Source organism: Roseburia sp. AF22-2LB (assembly GCF_003461125.1).
Lineage (GTDB): Bacteria > Bacillota > Clostridia > Lachnospirales > Lachnospiraceae > Roseburia_C > Roseburia_C amylophila.
In genome coordinates this window covers 127,215-146,806 of the sequence record NZ_QTWM01000002.1, presented here as the reverse complement: position 1 = coordinate 146,806, position 19,592 = coordinate 127,215, and the positions used below count along the sequence as shown (strand labels likewise).

The 19,592-nt window shown below is 41.7% G+C and carries 17 protein-coding genes; 16 read left to right on the top strand and 1 reads right to left on the bottom strand.

Annotated elements, in window-relative coordinates:
- The first annotated feature begins 13 nt into the window (after window positions 1-13).
- On the top strand, window positions 14-991 hold the full coding sequence (holA, locus tag DWX96_RS03330; protein ID WP_118056790.1) for a DNA polymerase III subunit delta: 978 nt from the start codon (window positions 14-16) through the stop codon (window positions 989-991).
- Between the two features lie 73 nt (window positions 992-1,064).
- On the opposite strand, the gene rpsT is transcribed toward holA, so the two are convergent.
- Entirely contained in the window at window positions 1,065-1,328 is a 264-nt protein-coding gene (gene rpsT, locus DWX96_RS03325) for a 30S ribosomal protein S20 (RefSeq protein ID WP_022243092.1), read from the bottom strand.
- 192 nt (window positions 1,329-1,520) lie between these two features.
- On the opposite strand from rpsT, the gene gpr reads away from it, so the two are divergent.
- From gpr to thiI, 15 genes are all read left to right on the top strand, one after another.
- Complete coding sequence (gene gpr, locus DWX96_RS03320; RefSeq protein WP_117696988.1) at window positions 1,521-2,468, top strand: GPR endopeptidase; 948 nt, start codon at window positions 1,521-1,523, stop codon at window positions 2,466-2,468.
- Between the two features lie 60 nt (window positions 2,469-2,528).
- Window positions 2,529-3,842, top strand: a complete 1,314-nt coding sequence (locus DWX96_RS03315) for a stage II sporulation protein P (protein ID WP_242988716.1) — start codon at window positions 2,529-2,531, stop codon at window positions 3,840-3,842.
- Between the two features lie 116 nt (window positions 3,843-3,958).
- Entirely contained in the window at window positions 3,959-5,293 is a 1,335-nt protein-coding gene (locus DWX96_RS03310) for an MBOAT family O-acyltransferase (protein WP_117696991.1), read from the top strand.
- Between the two features lie 12 nt (window positions 5,294-5,305).
- A complete protein-coding gene (locus DWX96_RS03305) occupies window positions 5,306-6,193 on the top strand; it encodes a GDSL-type esterase/lipase family protein (RefSeq protein ID WP_118056789.1) in 888 nt (295 codons plus the stop codon).
- A gap of 4 nt (window positions 6,194-6,197) precedes the next feature.
- Entirely contained in the window at window positions 6,198-8,009 is a 1,812-nt protein-coding gene (gene lepA / locus DWX96_RS03300; protein ID WP_022243087.1) for a translation elongation factor 4, read from the top strand.
- 17 nt (window positions 8,010-8,026) lie between these two features.
- Window positions 8,027-9,214: a radical SAM family heme chaperone HemW gene (gene hemW, locus DWX96_RS03295; protein ID WP_118056788.1), complete on the top strand. Its 1,188-nt coding sequence runs from the start codon at window positions 8,027-8,029 to the stop codon at window positions 9,212-9,214.
- Between the two features lie 206 nt (window positions 9,215-9,420).
- Window positions 9,421-10,464: a heat-inducible transcriptional repressor HrcA gene (hrcA, locus tag DWX96_RS03290; RefSeq protein WP_022243085.1), complete on the top strand. Its 1,044-nt coding sequence runs from the start codon at window positions 9,421-9,423 to the stop codon at window positions 10,462-10,464.
- 20 nt (window positions 10,465-10,484) lie between these two features.
- The gene (gene grpE / locus DWX96_RS03285) at window positions 10,485-11,138 is read left to right on the top strand and encodes a nucleotide exchange factor GrpE (protein WP_022243084.1); all 654 of its coding nucleotides are present in this window, start codon (window positions 10,485-10,487) and stop codon (window positions 11,136-11,138) included.
- A gap of 18 nt (window positions 11,139-11,156) precedes the next feature.
- Entirely contained in the window at window positions 11,157-13,037 is a 1,881-nt protein-coding gene (gene dnaK, locus DWX96_RS03280; protein ID WP_118056787.1) for a molecular chaperone DnaK, read from the top strand.
- A gap of 77 nt (window positions 13,038-13,114) precedes the next feature.
- Window positions 13,115-14,290: a molecular chaperone DnaJ gene (gene dnaJ / locus DWX96_RS03275; RefSeq protein ID WP_117697001.1), complete on the top strand. Its 1,176-nt coding sequence runs from the start codon at window positions 13,115-13,117 to the stop codon at window positions 14,288-14,290.
- Between the two features lie 280 nt (window positions 14,291-14,570).
- Entirely contained in the window at window positions 14,571-15,101 is a 531-nt protein-coding gene (locus DWX96_RS03270) for a molecular chaperone DnaJ (RefSeq protein WP_242986051.1), read from the top strand.
- Window positions 15,102-15,341: 240 nt separating this feature from the next.
- Window positions 15,342-16,298, top strand: coding sequence for a 50S ribosomal protein L11 methyltransferase (prmA, locus tag DWX96_RS03265; protein WP_117840942.1), 957 nt, complete (start codon window positions 15,342-15,344; stop codon window positions 16,296-16,298).
- A gap of 5 nt (window positions 16,299-16,303) precedes the next feature.
- On the top strand, window positions 16,304-17,044 hold the full coding sequence (locus DWX96_RS03260; RefSeq protein ID WP_118056786.1) for a 16S rRNA (uracil(1498)-N(3))-methyltransferase: 741 nt from the start codon (window positions 16,304-16,306) through the stop codon (window positions 17,042-17,044).
- Window positions 17,045-17,074: 30 nt separating this feature from the next.
- Window positions 17,075-18,241: a cysteine desulfurase family protein gene (locus DWX96_RS03255; protein WP_118056785.1), complete on the top strand. Its 1,167-nt coding sequence runs from the start codon at window positions 17,075-17,077 to the stop codon at window positions 18,239-18,241.
- Window positions 18,242-18,258: 17 nt separating this feature from the next.
- Window positions 18,259-19,446, top strand: coding sequence for a tRNA uracil 4-sulfurtransferase ThiI (gene thiI, locus DWX96_RS03250; protein WP_118056784.1), 1,188 nt, complete (start codon window positions 18,259-18,261; stop codon window positions 19,444-19,446).
- Window positions 19,447-19,592: the final 146 nt, after the last annotated feature.

The window sequence follows — 19,592 nt, the reverse complement described above, 5'->3', positions numbered from 1 at the left end:
TATAATATCCTTTATGAAAACAATAGATAATGACATTAAAATGGGACAATTAAAAAACGTATATCTTTTATATGGAACGGAAGACTATCTGAAACGGCAGTATCGTGATAAGCTAAAACATGCACTGGTAGAGCCGGATGATACGATGAATTTTTCAGCATATGAGGGAAAGGATATTAATCCAAAGGAACTGATTGATTTATCGGAGACACTGCCATTCTTTAAAGAAAAACGTATGATTCTGGTGGAAAACAGTGGCTTCTTTAAAAACAGCTGTGATGATTTGGCAGAATATATGAGCCAGGTGCCGGAATCCACCTGCTTTGTTTTTGTGGAAGAAGAAGTGGATAAGCGTTCCAAATTATTTAAAGCAGCATCCAGGGCTGGAAGTGCCGTAGAATTTGAGACCCCGAAGGAAGATATGCTGATTCGCTGGATACTGGGCAGAATCCAGCGGGAAGGGAAGAAAATTACCCAGTCCGTGATGCAGCTTTTCCTGTCAAAGACCGGTTCCGATATGGAAAATATTGATAAGGAATTAGAAAAGCTTATCTGTTATACATTGGATGAGACGGAAATTGCTGCGGCAGATGTAGAGGCAATCTGTACCGGACAGACGGAAAATAAAATCTTTGAAATGATTGATGCCATCTCTGCTAAGAATCAGAAGAAGGCTTTGGACTTATATTACGATTTACTGGCATTAAAGGAAGCACCCATGCGGATTTTGTTCCTGATTGCAAGACAGTTCCAGAATCTGCTTTTGATAAAAAGCATGTCAGCAAAAGGATATCCTGCTGTCAGTATTGCAAAGACTGCAGGGATGCCAAGCTTTGCAGTGCAGAAGAATCTTCGGCAGGCAGGAGCTTTTAAAATAAATCAGTTAAAGGAAGCAATTGAAGACTGCGGACAGGCAGAAGAGGATGTCAAGACGGGAAGAATGGCAGACCAGTTAGCCGTAGAACTTCTGATTGTAAAATACAGTGCATAAAAAAAGAACGTTTCGAATGACGGTACGAAACGTTCTTTTTTATAATCGTTTATAATCTATGCTCTTCCGGCAATTATGCCATTTTGTTCACAGCTTTGTTTAAACGTGAAATCTTTCTGGAAGAAGTGTTCTTGTGATAAACACCCTTAGTAGCAGCTTTGTTGATTTCAGATGTTGCAGCAACTAATGCAGCAGCAGCAGCCTCTTTATCGTTTGCAGCGATTGCAGCGTCTACTTTCTTAATAGATGTTTTAACTTTTGATCTAATAGCCTTGTTTCTATCAGCTTTGGTCTGATTTACAAGAATTCTTTTCTTAGCAGATTTAATGTTAGCCAACCTGTACACCTCCAATATGATTGTTTTATTGTTTTTGGTTGTTTCATTAAAGCCGGACACGGACGTTCTAATGTAAACATACTATGATAGTTTATCCCACATATTTACATCTGTCAATACATATTTGGAGAAAAAATGTAAAAAATAATAAAGAAAATTTATTTGGAAAAATTATTTACAGGAAGTGAAGCTATGTTTCAGGTAAGAACAGACCTCGCGTTAGAGACGAGAGAAAAATTTGATGAAGATCATATTGAAGTAAAGGGAGTACGGGTGGATGAGGAAAGAATTTCACCGGAAATCATGATTACAAGGGTATTTATTGACACAGAAAACGGAGCAAAGGCAATGAAAAAACCGAAGGGAACATATATTACCATTGAGGCTTCGGACATGATGGAAGAAGATGAGGATTATCACAGAGAAGTGTCCGGGCAGCTGGCAAAAGTGATTGAAACCATGCTGCCGGGGAAAAAAGAAGAACTCAAGATATTGGTAGTGGGTCTTGGCAACCGGGAAGTGACACCGGATGCATTAGGACCTTATGTAGTAGATAATATGATGATTACCAGGCACATTATCAAGGAATATGGACAATATGCCTTTGGAAATAAGGCGACGAGCCAGATAAGCGGAATTGTGCCGGGCGTAATGGCACAGACCGGCATGGAATCAGGAGAGATTGTCCGGGGAGTCATTGAAGAGACGAAACCGGATATTGTAATGGTGGTGGATGCACTGGCGGCCCGCAGCGTGAAGCGTCTGAACCGTACCATCCAGATTACGGATACCGGAATCAATCCCGGTTCCGGTGTGGGCAATCACAGGCACGCCATTAATAAAGAAAGCATGGGAATTCCGGTAATTGCCATAGGAATTCCTACCGTAGTAGATGCCGCAACGATAGTTTCGGATACCATGAGTGACTTAATCGGAGCCATGCGGGAGTCAGCGCAGCTAAAAAGCGTGGGAAATGGGCTGGCAGGTCTGGATGAAATTGAAAAGCATGAGCTGGCAAGAGAACTTTTATCTCCACATTTGAATGCAATGTTTGTAACCCCAAAAGATATTGATGAAGCGGTAAAAAGGCTGAGCTATACCATATCAGAGGGACTGAATCTGGCATTCTCCCGGTTCTAAAGGGACAGAAGCTGCATAGAATATAGTGTTTGCTATGGCAGAACAGGAGGTGCTGGCAGCATGAGAGTCTATGGGCAAAGATATCAGGGAAAAACGGAACTGGTCAGGAAACGAAAAAAATGGTACAGGCAGTCTGCTATTGCACTTTTTCTGTTGTATGCATTTTTTCTTATGGTGAAAGCGGGAACCGGAAGGGAAACACTGGCAAAACGTTTTTTTTCTTATATACAAAATGAGATATCCATGTCCATGACCAGACAGTATATTCCGACTGTTGCCTATATGGCAGAGGGCAGGCAGGAACAGACACTGAGTGATTTTTTGCTGGAAAAAGTGACAGACCAGATACCACTTATCGGATATGCAGATACCATAAGGACTTATGATACGACAATTGAGAGCAGCCTTTCAGAAGAAGAGATTGTTGCACTGGAAGGAAAGGATGAAGCGGAAGTAGAGGCTAAGCAGATGGCGGAGGCAGCCAGCAGAGAGAATCAGGACTGCATAGTGGCAGAAATGGAGCAGGAAAATGCGCAGGCAGGAGCAGATGCGGCAGCAGAAGCGGCAGAGCAGCCGGCAGCCCCGGATAATACAGCAGTCAGCTCTCAGCCGTTGGTGGAGATTCCAAGAGAAAAATTAAATGATTTTGATTATCTGATTCAGAATTTTTATCAGGTGGACAATACAACAACCATCAATAGCAGTCAGTTAAATGCAGAAGAATTGTTAAATATGGATTTAACCATAAAAACGCCGGCAGACCAGCCGCAGATTCTGATTTACCATACCCATTCCCAGGAAATGTTTGCAGATTCCGACCCAAATGATGTAATGACGGGCGTTATGGGAACAGGGGAATATCTTACCAGCCTGTTACAGGAAAAATATGGATTTCAGGTCATGCATCATATGGGACAGTATGATGTGGGAGACAGAGATCACGCCTATGCCAATGCGGAGGGACCCATTGAGCAGCTGTTAGCAGAGAATCCGAGCATAGAAGTGGTAATAGATTTACATCGTGATGCAGTGGATAAGCATATGGTGCGGGAGGTAAACGGGGTGCAGATGGCACCGATTATGTTCTTTAACGGACTGAGCCGGACAAAGGCGTTAGGAGATATTTCTTATCTCAATAATCCAAACCTTACCGGGAATCTTGCTTTTTCCCTGCAGATGCAGATTGCAGCGGCAGAGTATTATCCGAATCTTACCCGCCCGATTTATTTAAAAGGATACCGGTATAATATGCATTTTAAAGAGAAATATCTTTTGATCGAAATGGGTTCCTATACTAACACGCAGGAGGAGGCACGCAATGCCATGGTTCCACTGGCAGACCTTTTGAACAGAGTGCTGCATGGAGAAAATTAGAAAAACATTTCGTAATGAAAATGTAATAACTTTTTCGGAAAAACACATTGAAATCACTTGCATTTCTTATATAATAAAAGAGATGCGTAAAATAAAACGAAAGATATGGAGTTATCATGGAATTTTCAAGCTTAGAATTTTTATTTCGGTTTTTGCCGATTTTTCTTATTATATATTATCTGGTACCGGTAAAGTATAAAAATCCGGTACTTTTCTTTGGCAGTCTGGTATTCTATGCCATGGGAAACTGGAAGGATGCACTTCTTTTATTGTTTTCCATGAGTCTGAACTACATTCTGGTATTACTGATGGATCATATAAGTAGGAAGAGCAGCAGAAATACCATGCTTGTGATTTTGCTTTGCTATAATATCGGATTATTGTGTATATTTAAATATACAAGATTGTCGCTTCCGCTTGGAATCAGCTTTTATACTTTTACCATGCTTTCCTATGTGCTGGATGTCTATAAGAAGAAAACTGCAGCGTTGAGGGATTATCTGGAATATGGAACTTATATCCTTTTGTTCCCAAAGCTGATATCCGGACCGATTGCCCAGTTTGCCAATATGGCAGGGCAGTTAAAGAAACATCCAATCCGTCTGGAGAAAATCGAACATGGTCTGACTCTTTTTATCATAGGATTGGGATATAAAGTAATTATTGCAAATCATCTGGCAATTCTCTGGCGTGATATTCAGGGCATTGGCTTTGAGAGTATTTCCACACCGTTAGCGTGGATGGGAGCATTCGGTTATTCTGCACAGTTATTCTTTGATTTCCAGGGATATTCCCTGATGGCAATCGGAATCGGAGAGATGCTTGGATTTGATTTGCCGAAGAACTTTGACCATCCGTATCGTTCCAGGACAGTGTCTGAGTTTTACCGCCGGTGGCACATTACACTGGGAAGATGGTTCCGTGATTATTTATATATTCCCTTGGGAGGCAACCGGAAGGGAAATGCGTGGACATTTTTCAATCTGCTGATTGTCTGGGTTGTAACCGGAATGTGGCATGGTTCTACCATTAATTTTCCATTATGGGGCTTGATTTTATTTGTATTTATTGCGTTGGAACGATTTGTAATCAGAAATTTTTTAGAGAAACATGGATGGCTGGCACACCTTTACATCTGGTTTGTAATCCCTCTGACCTGGGTCGTGTTTGCAATTACGAAGTTATCTGATTTGAAAGTATATTTTGCAAGACTGTTCCCGTTCTTTGGAACCGGAATCGCAGTCAATGCAGGCGATTATCTGAAATACGGCAGAACCTATGGAGTGTTTTTCCTATTGGCATTTGTGGTATCACTTCCTTTTATGGATAAGATATTAAAAAAATGCTGGAAGAAGTGGTGGATGAAAGCAATTTTGTTTGTTGTATTATGGATTTGTATTTATCAGATTGCAAATGGACTGAACAATCCGTTTATGTATTTTAGTTTTTAATGGGAGGCTGCCATGAAGAAATGGAAGAAATGTCCGCTTCTTATTGTTACGGCAATCAGTATGCTGCTGGTAAGCGGTGTCGCCTTAGCCGGAACAAAGGGCGCATATAAAGAATATAATAAGGACTGGCCGAAGGTTCCGGCGGTGGCTGGCATGATGCAGGCATCCAAAGAGGGCATTCTGCCATGGGATAAGGCAGAACCGGAGGAGGATTTGGAAAGCGTATATGCTGACAAAGAGGAGCTGGCAACGGAAGAAGCAACAGAAGCAGTTGCAGATACGGAGGCAGAAGAGGATAAGACTTATACTTTTACCGATGTAACTCAGGATTATTTTGATGATGCGGTATTTATCGGAGATTCCAGAACCGTTGGATTAAGGGATTATGGCGGCTGGGATAATGCAACTTATTATGCCAGTATCGGACTTACGGTCTATGATATGTTTGATACGCCGATTGTCGAGGAAAACGGCGCGAAGATTACCGTTGAAGAAGCATTAAGCGAGCATCAGTTTGGTAAAGTCTATCTGATGATTGGAATCAACGAAATGGGAACCGGTACAGTAGACAGCTTTATGAAAAAATATGAAGAAGCTGTCAATCATATCCGGGAATTACAGCCGGATGCACTGATTTTCTTACAGGGCATTATGTATGTAAAACAGGAAAAGTCAGAGACCGACCCGATTTTTAACAATCCGGCAATCAAAGAACGGAATGACAGAATTGCAATGCTTGCAAATAATCACGATATATTTTATATTGATGTAAATGAAGTAGTGACTGACGAAACAGGAAATCTGAATCCGGAATATACTTATGATGAGATTCACCTGCTGGGAAAATATTATTCCCTGTGGACGGATTTCCTTTTGAAACATGGAATAAAGAAGGAGTAAATATATGTCAATCGACCAGAGTAAGATTCGTAATTTTTGTATCATTGCCCATATTGACCACGGTAAATCAACCCTTGCAGACCGTATTATCGAAATGACAGGGCTTCTGACCAGCCGCGAAATGCAGGCGCAGGTTTTAGATAATATGGATTTGGAGCGGGAACGTGGAATTACCATTAAGTCCCAGGCAGTCCGTATTATATATCATGCCAAAGATGGAGAAGAATATATTTTCAATCTGATTGATACACCTGGACATGTGGACTTTACCTATGAAGTATCAAGAAGTCTTGCTGCCTGTGACGGTGCAGTGCTGGTAGTAGATGCGGCACAGGGGATTGAGGCACAGACCCTTGCCAATGTATATCTGGCATTAGACCATGATCTGGAAGTGATTCCAGTCATTAATAAAATTGATCTGCCGAGTGCAAGGCCGGAAGAAGTAGTAGAAGAAATTGAAGATGTGATTGGAATTGAGGCACAGGATGCACCACGGATTTCTGCCAAAACAGGGTTGAATGTGGAAGAAGTATTAGAGCAGATTGTGCATAAATTACCGGCACCAAAAGGGGACGCCAAAGCGCCTCTTCAGGCGTTGATTTTTGATTCTGTGTATGATGCTTATAAAGGTGTTATTGTATTCTGCAGAATCCGGGAAGGTTCCGTAAAACCGGGGACAACCATCCGCATGATGGCAACCGGAGCAGAAGCAGATGTAGTAGAAGTAGGATATTTCGGAGCCGGACAGTTCATTCCATGTGATGAGTTAGAAGCCGGAATGGTAGGTTATATTACTGCCAGCCTTAAGAATGTGAAAGAAACCCGTGTGGGTGATACCATAACAGAAGCAAAGCGTCCTTGTGATGCACCATTGCCGGGATATAAGAAAGTTAATCCGATGGTATACTGTGGATTATATCCAACAGATGGAGCCAAATATCCGGATCTTCGTGACGCTTTGGAAAAATTACAGTTAAATGATGCAGCCTTACAGTTTGAACCGGAGACTTCCATTGCATTGGGCTTTGGTTTCCGCTGTGGTTTCTTGGGACTGCTTCATTTGGAGGTAATTCAGGAGCGGTTAGAGAGAGAATTTAATCTTGATTTAGTAACGACAGCACCAGGCGTTGTATACCGGGTACATAAGACTGATGGTACCATGATAGAATTGACAAACCCATCCAATCTTCCGGATCCATCCGAAATCGAATATATGGAAGAGCCGATGGTTGCAGCAGAAATTATGGTGACATCCGAATATGTAGGTGCCATTATGGATTTGTGCCAGGAACGCCGTGGTATCTATAAGAGTATGGAATATATTGAGCAGACCCGTGCAGTTATTAAATATGACCTTCCGTTAAATGAAATTATTTATGATTTCTTTGACGCATTGAAATCCCGTTCTAAAGGATATGCGTCCTTTGATTATGAGATGAAGGGTTATGAGCAGTCAGAGCTTGTGAAGCTGGATATTCTTATTAATAAAGAAGAAGTGGATGCTCTTTCCTTTATTGTATTTAAGGATACCGCCTATGAGCGTGGAAGAAAGATGTGTGAGAAGTTAAAGGAAGAGATTCCGAGACATTTATTTGAAATCCCGATTCAGGCAGCCGTTGGAAGCAAGGTAATTGCCCGTGAGACAGTAAAAGCAATGCGAAAAGATGTGCTGGCAAAATGTTACGGCGGTGACATCAGCCGTAAGCGTAAACTGTTAGAGAAACAGAAGGAAGGTAAGAAACGTATGCGTCAGGTGGGAAATGTAGAGATTCCACAGGAAGCATTTATGAGTGTACTGAAGTTAGATGAGAAATAGATGACAGGAGAACATAGATGGAACTTTATGTGCATATTCCTTTTTGTGTAAGAAAATGTGAATATTGTGATTTCTTATCAGCACCTGCGGACGAGCGGTTACAAAACCGCTACGTGGGTGCTCTTTTGCATGAAATCAGATATTACGGACAGACAATGGGACGTCCGGCTCTTTCTACTATATATATAGGGGGCGGAACACCGTCTCTTTTAGCACCGGAATATATCGCACTTCTTTTAAAACAGATTCAGGTAAGCTTTGAGGTGGAAGCAGATGCAGAGATTACCATAGAATGTAATCCCGGAACTTTAAATGAGGAAAAACTTCTTACCTATAAAGAAGCAGGCATTAACCGTCTCAGCATAGGGTTACAGTCTGCCTTTGATGATGAATTAAAGATATTAGGAAGAATCCATACTTACCGGCAGTTCTTGGAGAATTATGAATGTGCCAGAAGATGTGGATTTGAAAATATCAACGTTGATTTGATGAGTGCCCTGCCTTATCAGAGTACGGAGAAATTTGTCACCAGCTTAAAGCGTGTCATAGCATTAAAACCGGAGCATATTTCAGCCTATTCCCTGATTATCGAAAAGGGAACACCATTTTATGAGAAATATAAATTCGAGGCAGTGCTCCGGGAAGCCGGAAAGCCGACAGAACATCTGCCATCTGAAGAGACGGAGTATGAAATTTATAAAAAGACTCAGGAGATTCTTGCAGAGGCAGGTTATGAGCATTATGAAGTATCCAATTATGCAAAGCCGGGGAAAGAGGCAAGGCATAATATCGGATACTGGAAGCGGGTACCGTATCTTGGGGTAGGACTTGGGGCGGCTTCCCTGATTGGAGAAGTACGCTACAGTAATATAAGAGAGATTGAAGCGTATATCAAAGCATGTGGTAATATTTCGGCGAAGGAAATAGATGGAGTACCGGCATTGAATCTCCATGAGAGTGCAGATGCAATCAGCCGCCATGCCCAGATGGAAGAATTCATGTTTTTAGGCCTGCGTATGTTAAAGGGAGTTACAAGAACAGAATTCAAAGAGACTTTTGGCGTGGAAATAGAAGCAGTATATGGCGAAGTCTTAAACCAGCTTCAGGAAGAGGACTTAATCGAGAAAAAAGCCGGTGTAATAAAGCTCAGCGACCATGGCATGGACATCAGCAACTATGTACTCGCCCAGTTTTTACTGGATTAAGTAGTGCGGTGTTGAACCGCATTGAATCAGAACAAATCTAAAGAAAATATAAAATTATAAAATGCTGTTGACAAAAAAAACGAATGGTGCTATCTTAAGTACATAGAAATTAGCACTCTTTCAAGTTGAGTGCTAACAACTAAGAAAAAGCAGTACAAAAAGCTTTTTCAAATACCTATAAAAGTTTCATTTTCAGGAGAACGTGAATGAACGAGAACGAATTAGATGAAAGAAAAACAAAAATCTTAAATGCAATCATTCGCAACTATCTGGAAACAGGTGAGCCGGTTGGTTCAAGAACCATTTCCAAGTATACGGATTTGAACTTAAGTTCCGCAACAATCCGGAATGAGATGTCGGACTTGGAAGAGATGGGATATATTTTGCAGCCACATACATCGGCAGGAAGAATTCCATCCGATAAGGGATATCGCTTCTATGTAGATAATCTGATTGCAGAGAAGGACAAAGAAGTATCCGATATGAAAGAGTTCGTAATTGAACATACGGAGAAGATGGAACAGGTATTGCAGCAGGTGGCAAAGCTGTTGGCGAACAACACGAATTACACCACCATGATAACAGCACCGCAGTATCACCACAACAGCCTGAAGTTCATCCAGTTATCCAATGTGGATGATGAACATATTCTGGCAGTTGTCGTATTGGAAGGCAATCTTGTGAAAAATAAGATGATTCCGATAGAAGAGCCGATAGATAATGAGCATATGTTAAAACTTAACATGCTTTTGAATACACATTTAAATGGATTGTCATTAGATCAGATTAATCTGGGCACCATAGCAGTGTTGAAAGAGAAAGCCGGTATCCATTCCAAAGTCATCAGTGATGTATTGGATGCAGTAGCAGAAGCAATCAGCGAAGACGAGGATTTGGAGATATATACCAGCGGTGCAACGAATATCTTAAAATATCCGGAGTTATCGGATTCGCAGAAAGCAGGAGAGCTTTTAGATGCGTTAGAAGAGAAGAAACAGTTAGTAAGTCTGGTGACGGATAACCTCAGCAATGAGGAGAACGGCATACAGGTTTATATAGGAGATGAATCTCCAATTCAGACCATGAAGGACTGCAGTGTGGTAACAGCTACCTATGAACTTGGTAAAGGCGTGAAGGGAACGATAGGAATTATCGGACCGAAGCGTATGGATTATGAGAACGTCATGGATAATCTGAAAAATTTGAAATCACAACTAGAAGGCATATTTGATAAGCCGAAGAAAGAATAGCATAGAAAGGTGGTAAGGAAGTGGCAGAAGAAAAGAAAGAAGAAGTGCTTGAGGAAGTATTAGAAGACTTAGAAGCAGAGGATGCAAAAAAGCAGGAAGAAGCACAGAATACCGCCTCAGAAGAAAAAGAAGTTGAGGCAGAAGAAAAAACGGAAGATACCGAATCTGAACCGGAAGAAATAGAGAAAGAAGATGAGGAGAAAAAGAAAGGTATCTTTAAAAAGAAAGACAAGAAAGATAAGAAGGACGAACAGATTGAAGATTTAACCGACCGGCTGAAACGTCAGATGGCAGAATTTGAAAACTTCCGTAAGAGAACGGAAAAGGAAAAGAGCCAGATGTATGACATGGGAGCCAGCGCAATCTTAGAGAAAATCCTTCCAGTTATCGACAATTTTGAAAGAGGGCTTGCAGCTGTACCGGAAGAAGACAAAAACAATGGCTTCGTAGAAGGTATGGATAAGATTTATAAGCAGATGATGACAGTGCTGACAGAGGTTGGTGTAACACCGATTGAAGCAGCCGGTCAGGAGTTTGACCCGAATCTCCATAATGCAGTAATGCATGTGGAAGATGAAGAACTCGGTGAGAATGTAGTAGCCGAGGAGTTACAGAAAGGTTACAAGTACAAAGAAAATGTAATCAGACATAGCATGGTAAAAGTAGCGAATTAAGCATAGGAGGATAAGAACATGAGTAAAATTATTGGTATTGACTTAGGAACAACAAACAGTTGTGTGGCAGTTATGGAAGGTGGAAAACCTACCGTTATAGCAAACCAGGAAGGTGCAAGAACAACACCATCTATCGTAGCATTTACAAAAACAGGTGAGCGTCTGATTGGTGAACCTGCAAAACGTCAGGCAGTAACCAACGCAGAGAAAACAATCTCTTCCATTAAGAGACATATGGGAACCGATTACAAAGTAAGCATTGATGACAAACAGTATTCTCCACAGCAGATTTCTGCAATGATTTTACAGAAATTAAAAGCTGATGCAGAAGGATATTTAGGAGAGAAAGTATCAGAAGCAGTTATTACTGTACCGGCATATTTCAATGATGCACAGCGTCAGGCAACCAAGGATGCAGGTAAGATTGCAGGACTTGATGTAAAACGTATCATCAACGAGCCGACAGCAGCAGCACTTGCTTATGGACTGGACAACGAAAAAGAACAGAAAATTATGGTATACGACTTAGGTGGTGGTACATTTGATGTATCTATCATTGAAATTGGTGACGGAGTCATCGAAGTATTATCTACAAACGGTGATACCAGATTAGGTGGAGATGACTTCGATAACAAGATTACACAGTGGATGATTGACGAATTCAAGAAAGCAGAAGGCGTTGATTTATCTACTGATAAGATGGCTCTTCAGAGATTAAAAGAAGCTGCAGAGAAAGCTAAGAAAGAGTTATCTTCTGCAACAACAACCAATATCAACCTGCCATTCATTACTGCAACAGCAGAAGGACCAAAGCATTTTGATATGAACTTAACAAGAGCAAAATTTGATGAGTTGACACATGACTTAGTAGAAAGAACAGCAATCCCGGTACAGAATGCTATGAAGGATGCAGGCGTAACCAATGCAGACTTAGGTCAGGTATTATTGGTTGGTGGTTCTACACGTATCCCGGCTGTTCAGGATAAAGTAAGACAGTTAACAGGCAAAGAGCCAAGTAAATCCTTAAACCCGGATGAGTGTGTAGCACTTGGTGCCTGCATCCAGGGTGGTAAATTAGCAGGAGATGCCGGCGCAGGTGATATCCTTCTTCTGGATGTTACTCCATTGTCACTGTCTATCGAGACCATGGGTGGAGTTGCAACAAGACTGATTGAGAGAAATACAACAATTCCTACAAGAAAGAGTCAGATTTTCTCAACAGCAGCAGATAACCAGACAGCAGTAGATATCAACGTAGTGCAGGGTGAGCGTCAGTTCGCAAGAGATAACAAATCCCTTGGACAGTTCCGTCTGGATGGTATCCCACCAGCACGTCGTGGAGTTCCTCAGATTGAAGTTACTTTCGATATCGATGCAAACGGTATTGTAAACGTATCTGCAAAAGACTTAGGAACCGGAAAAGAACAGCATATTACAATTACTGCCGGATCTAACATGTCTGATGCAGATATCGATAAAGCAGTAAAAGAAGCAGCTGAATTTGAAGCACAGGACAAGAAGAGAAAAGAAGCAATTGACACCAGAAATGATGCAGATTCCTTCGTATTCCAGACACAGCAGGCATTAGACCAGGTTGGAAATAACCTTGATGCGGCAGATAAATCTGCAGTAGAGGCTGACTTAAATGCACTGAAAGCTTTAGTAGATGCAAATCCACAGGCTGAAAACATGACAGAGGATCAGGTTGCTGAGATGAAAGCAGCAAAAGAGAAACTGATGGAAAGTGCACAGAAAGTATTTGCTAAGATGTATGAGAATGCTCAGGCAGCTCAGGGAGCCGCTGGTGCAGGCCCTGATATGGGAGCAGGTGCAGCCGGTGGAGCAACTGCAGGTTCCGCAGATGATGATGTGGTAGATGCTGATTACAAAGAAGTATAATTCTACAGATAAAAAGCAGTAGAAAGGGTTGGCAGTTTTACTGTCAACCCTTACAAACGGTAAAGAGGGAATAGATTATGGCAGAACAGAAAAGAGACTATTACGAGGTCTTAGGCGTTGATAAAAACGCAGATGACGCAGCAATAAAAAAAGCATATCGTGTCCTTGCCAAGAAATATCATCCGGATATGAACCCGGGGGATAAAGAAGCAGAAAAGAAATTCAAGGAAGCATCTGAAGCATATGCAGTACTGAGCGACCCGGAGAAGAGAAAACAGTATGACCAGTTTGGCCATGCAGCCTTTGATGGAGGTGCCGGCGGAGCAGGCGGATTTGATTTCTCAGGTATGGATATGGGAGACATTTTTGGAAGCTTTGGAGACATTTTCGGAGATTTCTTTGGCGGCGGAAGACGCAGCAGCAGCAACGGACCGATGAAGGGAGCCAATGTACGTGCCAGTGTCAGAATTACATTTGAAGAGGCAGCATTTGGCTGTGAGAAAGAAATTGATTTAGTATTAAAGGATGAATGTAAGACCTGTCATGGTACAGGAGCGAAGCCGGGAACCAGTCCGGAGACCTGTAGCAAATGTCAGGGAAAAGGAAAAGTGGTATATACCCAGCAGTCCTTATTTGGTATGGTACAGAATGTACAGACCTGTCCGGAATGTAACGGAAGCGGTAAAATTGTTCGTGACAAATGTCCGGACTGTCGTGGAACCGGCTACATTGCCAGCAGGAAGAAGATTAAGGTCAGCATTCCTGCCGGAATTGATAACGGTCAGAGTGTAAGAATCCGTGAAAAAGGTGAGCCGGGGGTAAATGGCGGACCAAGAGGAGATCTTCTGGTAGAAGTAGTAGTATCCCGCCATCCAATCCTTCAGAGACAGGGCATGGATGTATATTCAACAGCACCAATCAGTTTTGCACAGGCAGCATTGGGCGGAGAAGTAAGAATTACAACCATCGACGGCGATGTGGTCTACGAAGTAAAACCTGGTACACAGACCGACACCAGAATCCGTCTGAAAGGAAAAGGAATCCCATCCCTGCGTAACAAGGCAGTCCGTGGTGACCAGTATGTTACACTTGTGGTTCAGGTCCCGACCGGATTAAATGAAGCTGCAAAAGAGGCACTGCGCCAGTTTGATGCAGAGACCGGTAATTCATTAAAGACACAGAATGGTGCGGCAGGCACGAAAAAGAAAAAGGGATTTATGGGAAAAATTAAAGAGTCCTTCGATGATTTATAAAAATGATAAAGCTGTTTCCTGAAAAATGGAGGCAGCTTTTTTTACGCGAGTAGCGAGAAAAATCGCATGCTTGCAGATTTGGCGAGCACCGCGATAACTCGAGAAACTCGCAAAGCGTGTTTCTCGTAGTTGAGTATTGTGATAATTCGGGAAAACTGCAAAAGTGAGTTTCTCGTTGTTGCATTTTGTGACAACATATTGTATACTGTTTCTGATTCATAAGTTTTTTGTAACCATATGTTGATTTAGGCAACCGTTTATGAGACAAGGAGAGAGATTTATGAAGCAGCATAACAGCGCTGTGATTAAGAAGGATGCAGCACAGTTTGATAAATGGTGTTTTCAGCAGACTGTGGAACTGGAACATACAAGGAGAGAACTGGAAAATTCCAAACGCGAGATGGAACACCATCAGAGGGAGTTAGAACGTCAGAAGCGGAAATTCGAGATGGAGAAGAATCTTGAACAGGAGCGGATGAAGCGGGAACAGCATCTTTTTGACATGAAGTGGAAAATATTAGAAAGTGAACTTCAGAAACTTGCTGCCGAAAAGCAGAAAATGGAGCGTCAGAGAGACTTTTACAGCAGAGTACATGAATTTGAACAGGAGAATAGAAACCAATCATCCAATGTGGTGAAGGGAGAAATGTTCTTTATGGGCGTGGGCAATGAAAAATCATTGCGGAAGCGTTATAAGGATTTGATTAAAATATATCATCCGGATAATCTCAATGGAGACACCGGTACCATTCAGGAAATTAACCGGGAATATCAGGTGCTGATGCAGAAACTGGAAGTAAAATATCAGTAATAAGATTGCAATAATAGCACAGCAATGACATAGCAATAAACAGGAAAATCAGCGGGCAGAAGAAATATGTTCCGCTGTTTTTGTGTTACCAGACATGCATAGGCGTCGCTATGTATCTAAAGAAGCTGTCTGCTGGTTGCCGTTGATTCCCTTACAGTTGCGAAAAATAAAAAGCTATGTTAAGATTAAAATGTTTGCTTTTTATAATAGAAGGTTAAGATAAGAACAGGAGCAGAAACTATGAAATGGGATAAATATACAATAGATACAACAACAGAAGCTGAGGATTTTATCAGCATGATGTTATCAGAAAATGGCATTGAAGGAATTGAAATCGAAGATAATGTACCATTGACGAAAGAAGAAACAGGAGAAATGTTTATTGATTTTCCGCCGGAGCTTCCACCAGACGAAGGAAAAAGCAAAGTCAGCTTTTATTTAGAGGCAGGCGAAGACCATACCGAGACTTTAAAGGCAGTCCGCATTGGTTTAGAGCAGTTAAGAAGCATGGTAGAAATCGGAAGCGGAGATATTACCTCCAGCCAGACCGAGGATATTGACTGGATTAATAACTGGAAACAGTTTTTTCAGTCTTTTTATATCGATGATATTTTAATCAAACCAACCTGGGAACCATTAAAGGAAGAGGATAAAAATAAATTCTTAATCGAGATTGACCCGGGTATTTCCTTTGGAACCGGAAAGCATGAGACAACACAGCTTTGTATCCGCCAGATTCGTAAATATTTAAAAGAGGGCGAGCGTGTTCTGGATGTAGGATGCGGCAGCGGAATCTTATCCATTGCAGCATTAAAGCTTGGTGCAGGCAGCGTAGTGGGTACGGATGTGGATGGAGATTGTATCACATCAACTCATGAAAATATGACAGTCAATCATCTGGCAGAAAATTCAGGTGAATTTTATGTTGGAAACCTGATTGACGATAAAGCATTTCAGGAAAAGATTGGCACAGGTTATGATCTGGTCGTAGCGAATATTTTAGCGGATATTATTATTCCGATGGCACCGGCACTTTATCAGTGTGCGAAAGAGCAGGGAGTGCTTATTACTTCCGGAATTATTGATTTTAAAGAAAACGAAGTAAAAGAAGCTTTAGAGCAGGCAGGCTTTGAAATCTTAGAAGTCAACCATCAGGGCGAATGGGTCAATGTAACTGCACGGAAAAATCAGAGGTAAAATAGATGCATCAGTTTTTTGTTGAAAAAAGCCAGGTGGGCAAAGAATATGTTACCATAACCGGAAGCGATGTAAATCATATCCGGAATGTACTGCGTATGAAAATCGGAGAGACGATTCGCATCAGTGACCGGGAAGGTGGCAATTATTTTTGTAAGATTGCAGAAACCGGAGAAAATTTCGTGCAGGCAGACATAGTATCTGTGGACGAAGAAGGAACCGAGCTTCCGTCTAAAATCTATTTATTTCAGGCACTGCCGAAGGGAGATCGGATGGAAACGGTGATTGAAAAGGCAGTAGAACTTGGTGTCTATGAAATCATTCCGGTAGACATGAAATACTGTGTGGTAAAGCTGGAAGGAAAAAAGGCAGCACAACGGGTACAAAAATGGCAGGCGCAGGCAGAGACTGCAGCAAAACAGTCAAAGCGCAGTATCATTCCAAAGATTCATGAAGTAGTATCTTTCAAGGAAGCCTTAAAGCTGGCAGAAAACTGTGATATCCGCTTAGTGCCTTATGAAAATGAAAATGGCATGGAAGGAACCAGGACAGTATTAGAGCAAATCGAACCGGGGAAGAGTATCAGCATTATGATAGGACCGGAAGGCGGATTTGCAGAGGAAGAGATTGCAAAAGCAAGAGAGACCATGCAGTCCATTTCCTTAGGAAGAAGAATACTTCGGACAGATACAGCAGGTATCTGCATGATGTCCATGCTGATGCTGCAATTAGAGAGCCGTATATAACGAAAAAACAGTAAGAAAGTGTAGAAAAGTATGGAAGCATATCTGGATAATTCTGCGACCACCCGCTGCAGTGACCGGGCGTGTCAGTTAATGGTAGACCTTCTGACGAAGGATTATGGCAATCCATCTTCCCTTCATATGAAAGGAATTGAGGCAGAACGATTTGTTGAGACTGCAAAGAAGAAAATAGCAAAAACATTAAGAGTATCAGAAAAAGAAATCATCTTTACATCCGGTGGAACGGAGTCAAATAACCTTGCGATTATCGGTGCTGCAATGGCAAACCGCAGAGCGGGAAATCATATTATAACCACATCCATTGAACATGCATCCGTAGAGAATCCAATGGAATTCTTAAAGGAGCAGGGCTTTGACATTACTTATCTTTCTGTGGATGAGAATGGAATTATTTCACTGGAAGAATTAGAAGAAGCAGTAACGGAACAGACTATTCTTGTTTCCATGATGCAGGTAAATAATGAAATCGGAGCCATCGAGCCGGTTGCAGAAGCTGCAGAGCTTATTAAGAAAAAGAATCCGGCTACACTGATTCATGTAGATGCAATCCAGTCTTATGGAAAAATGTATATCTATCCAAAGAAGCTTGGCATAGACATGCTTTCCGTCAGCGGACATAAGATTCATGGGCCAAAGGGAAGCGGATTCCTCTGGGTGAAGGAAAAGACGAAATTAAAGCCGCTGATATTAGGCGGTGGACAGCAGAAGGGAATGCGTTCCGGAACGGAAAATGTACCGGCAATTGCAGGTCTTGGAGAAGCAGCAGAAGAAATCTATGAGAATCTCGATGAAAAGAGAGCGCATCTTTACGGATTAAAGCAGCGTTTTATCAACGGAATCGAAAGGCTGGAAGGAACCCATGTAAATGGAAAGATCGGAGAGGATTCTGCACCACATATCGTCAGCGTCAGCTTTGAAGGAATCCGAAGTGAAGTATTATTACATTCACTGGAAGACAGGGGGATTTATGTATCTTCCGGTTCTGCCTGTTCTTCGAACAATCATGCAGGTAAGCAGAAGGGCAGTAAGACACTTAGAAACATTCATTTAAAGGAAAATCTTCTGGATTCCACACTGCGTTTTTCCTTCAGTGTGCATACAACGGAAGAAGAGATTGATTACACATTAGAAGTACTGGGAGAACTGCTTCCGGTACTGAAGAAATATACAAGACATTAAAAGAGAAAGGAAATCATATGTATAAATCATTTCTGGTAAAATATGGAGAAATCGGAGTAAAGGGAAAGAACCGCTACATTTTTGAAAATATGTTAATGGAGCAGATCCGCCATGCGTTAAAGACAGCAGAGGGCGAGTTTGAAGTAACCAAAGAGCAGGGAAGAATCTATGTCAATGTAGTATCTGATGACTATGATTATGACGAGACCGTAGAAGCATTAAGCCGTGTATTTGGTATTGTAGGATTCTGTCCATTACTTCAGGTAGAGGATGAAGGCTTCGATAAATTAGCGGAGACAGTGGTAGATTATCTGGGTAAAGAATATCCGGAAAAGAACTTTACCTTTAAAGTAAATGCAAGGAGAGCAAGAAAGAATTATCCTCTTGATTCCATGGAAATCAATGCTGAACTGGGTGGAAAAATCTTAGATGCGTTCCCGGAGAGCAAGGTAGATGTGCATAACCCGGAGGTTATGGTCTGCATTGAAATCAGAAGCCTTATCAATATTTATTCCAAGGAAATTCCGGGACCGGGTGGAATGCCGGTAGGTTCTAACGGAAAAGCCATGTTATTATTATCCGGCGGAATCGACAGTCCGGTAGCAGGTTATATGATTGCAAAACGTGGAGTAGCGTTGGACGCAACTTATTTTCATGCACCGCCATATACTTCAGAACGTGCAAAACAGAAGGTAGTGGATCTGGCAAAACTGGTAGCAAGATACAGCGGACCTATCAATCTTCATGTAGTGAATTTTACCGATATCCAGCTTTATATTTATGAGAAATGTCCACATGAGGAGCTTACCATTATCATGCGCCGCTATATGATGAAACTGGCAGAGCATTTTGCTAAAGAAAACCGCTGTTTAGGACTGATTACCGGAGAGAGTATCGGACAGGTTGCAAGCCAGACTATGCAGTCATTAGCGGCAACCAATGAAGTATGTACCATGCCGGTATACCGCCCATTGATTGGATTTGACAAGCAGGAAATCGTAGAAGTGTCAGAAAAAATTGATACCTATGAGACATCTATCCAGCCGTTTGAAGACTGCTGTACCATTTTTGTGGCAAAGCATCCGGTTACCAAACCGAACATTGAATACATCAAGAAATCTGAAACAAAGTTAGAAGAGAAGATTGATGACCTGATGCAGACTGCAATTGATACGGTAGAAGTGATTCACGTAGAAGCAGAGTAGTGTGAATAGAAATAGAATGCTGTTTAGAAGCAGAATATTACGTAGAAACAGATAATATATAAAAGCAGAGCAATATATAGAAACGGAATTAAATAAGGGACTCGCACAGCGTAGCGGGTTCCTGCACAAATAAAAAAAGGGATTGC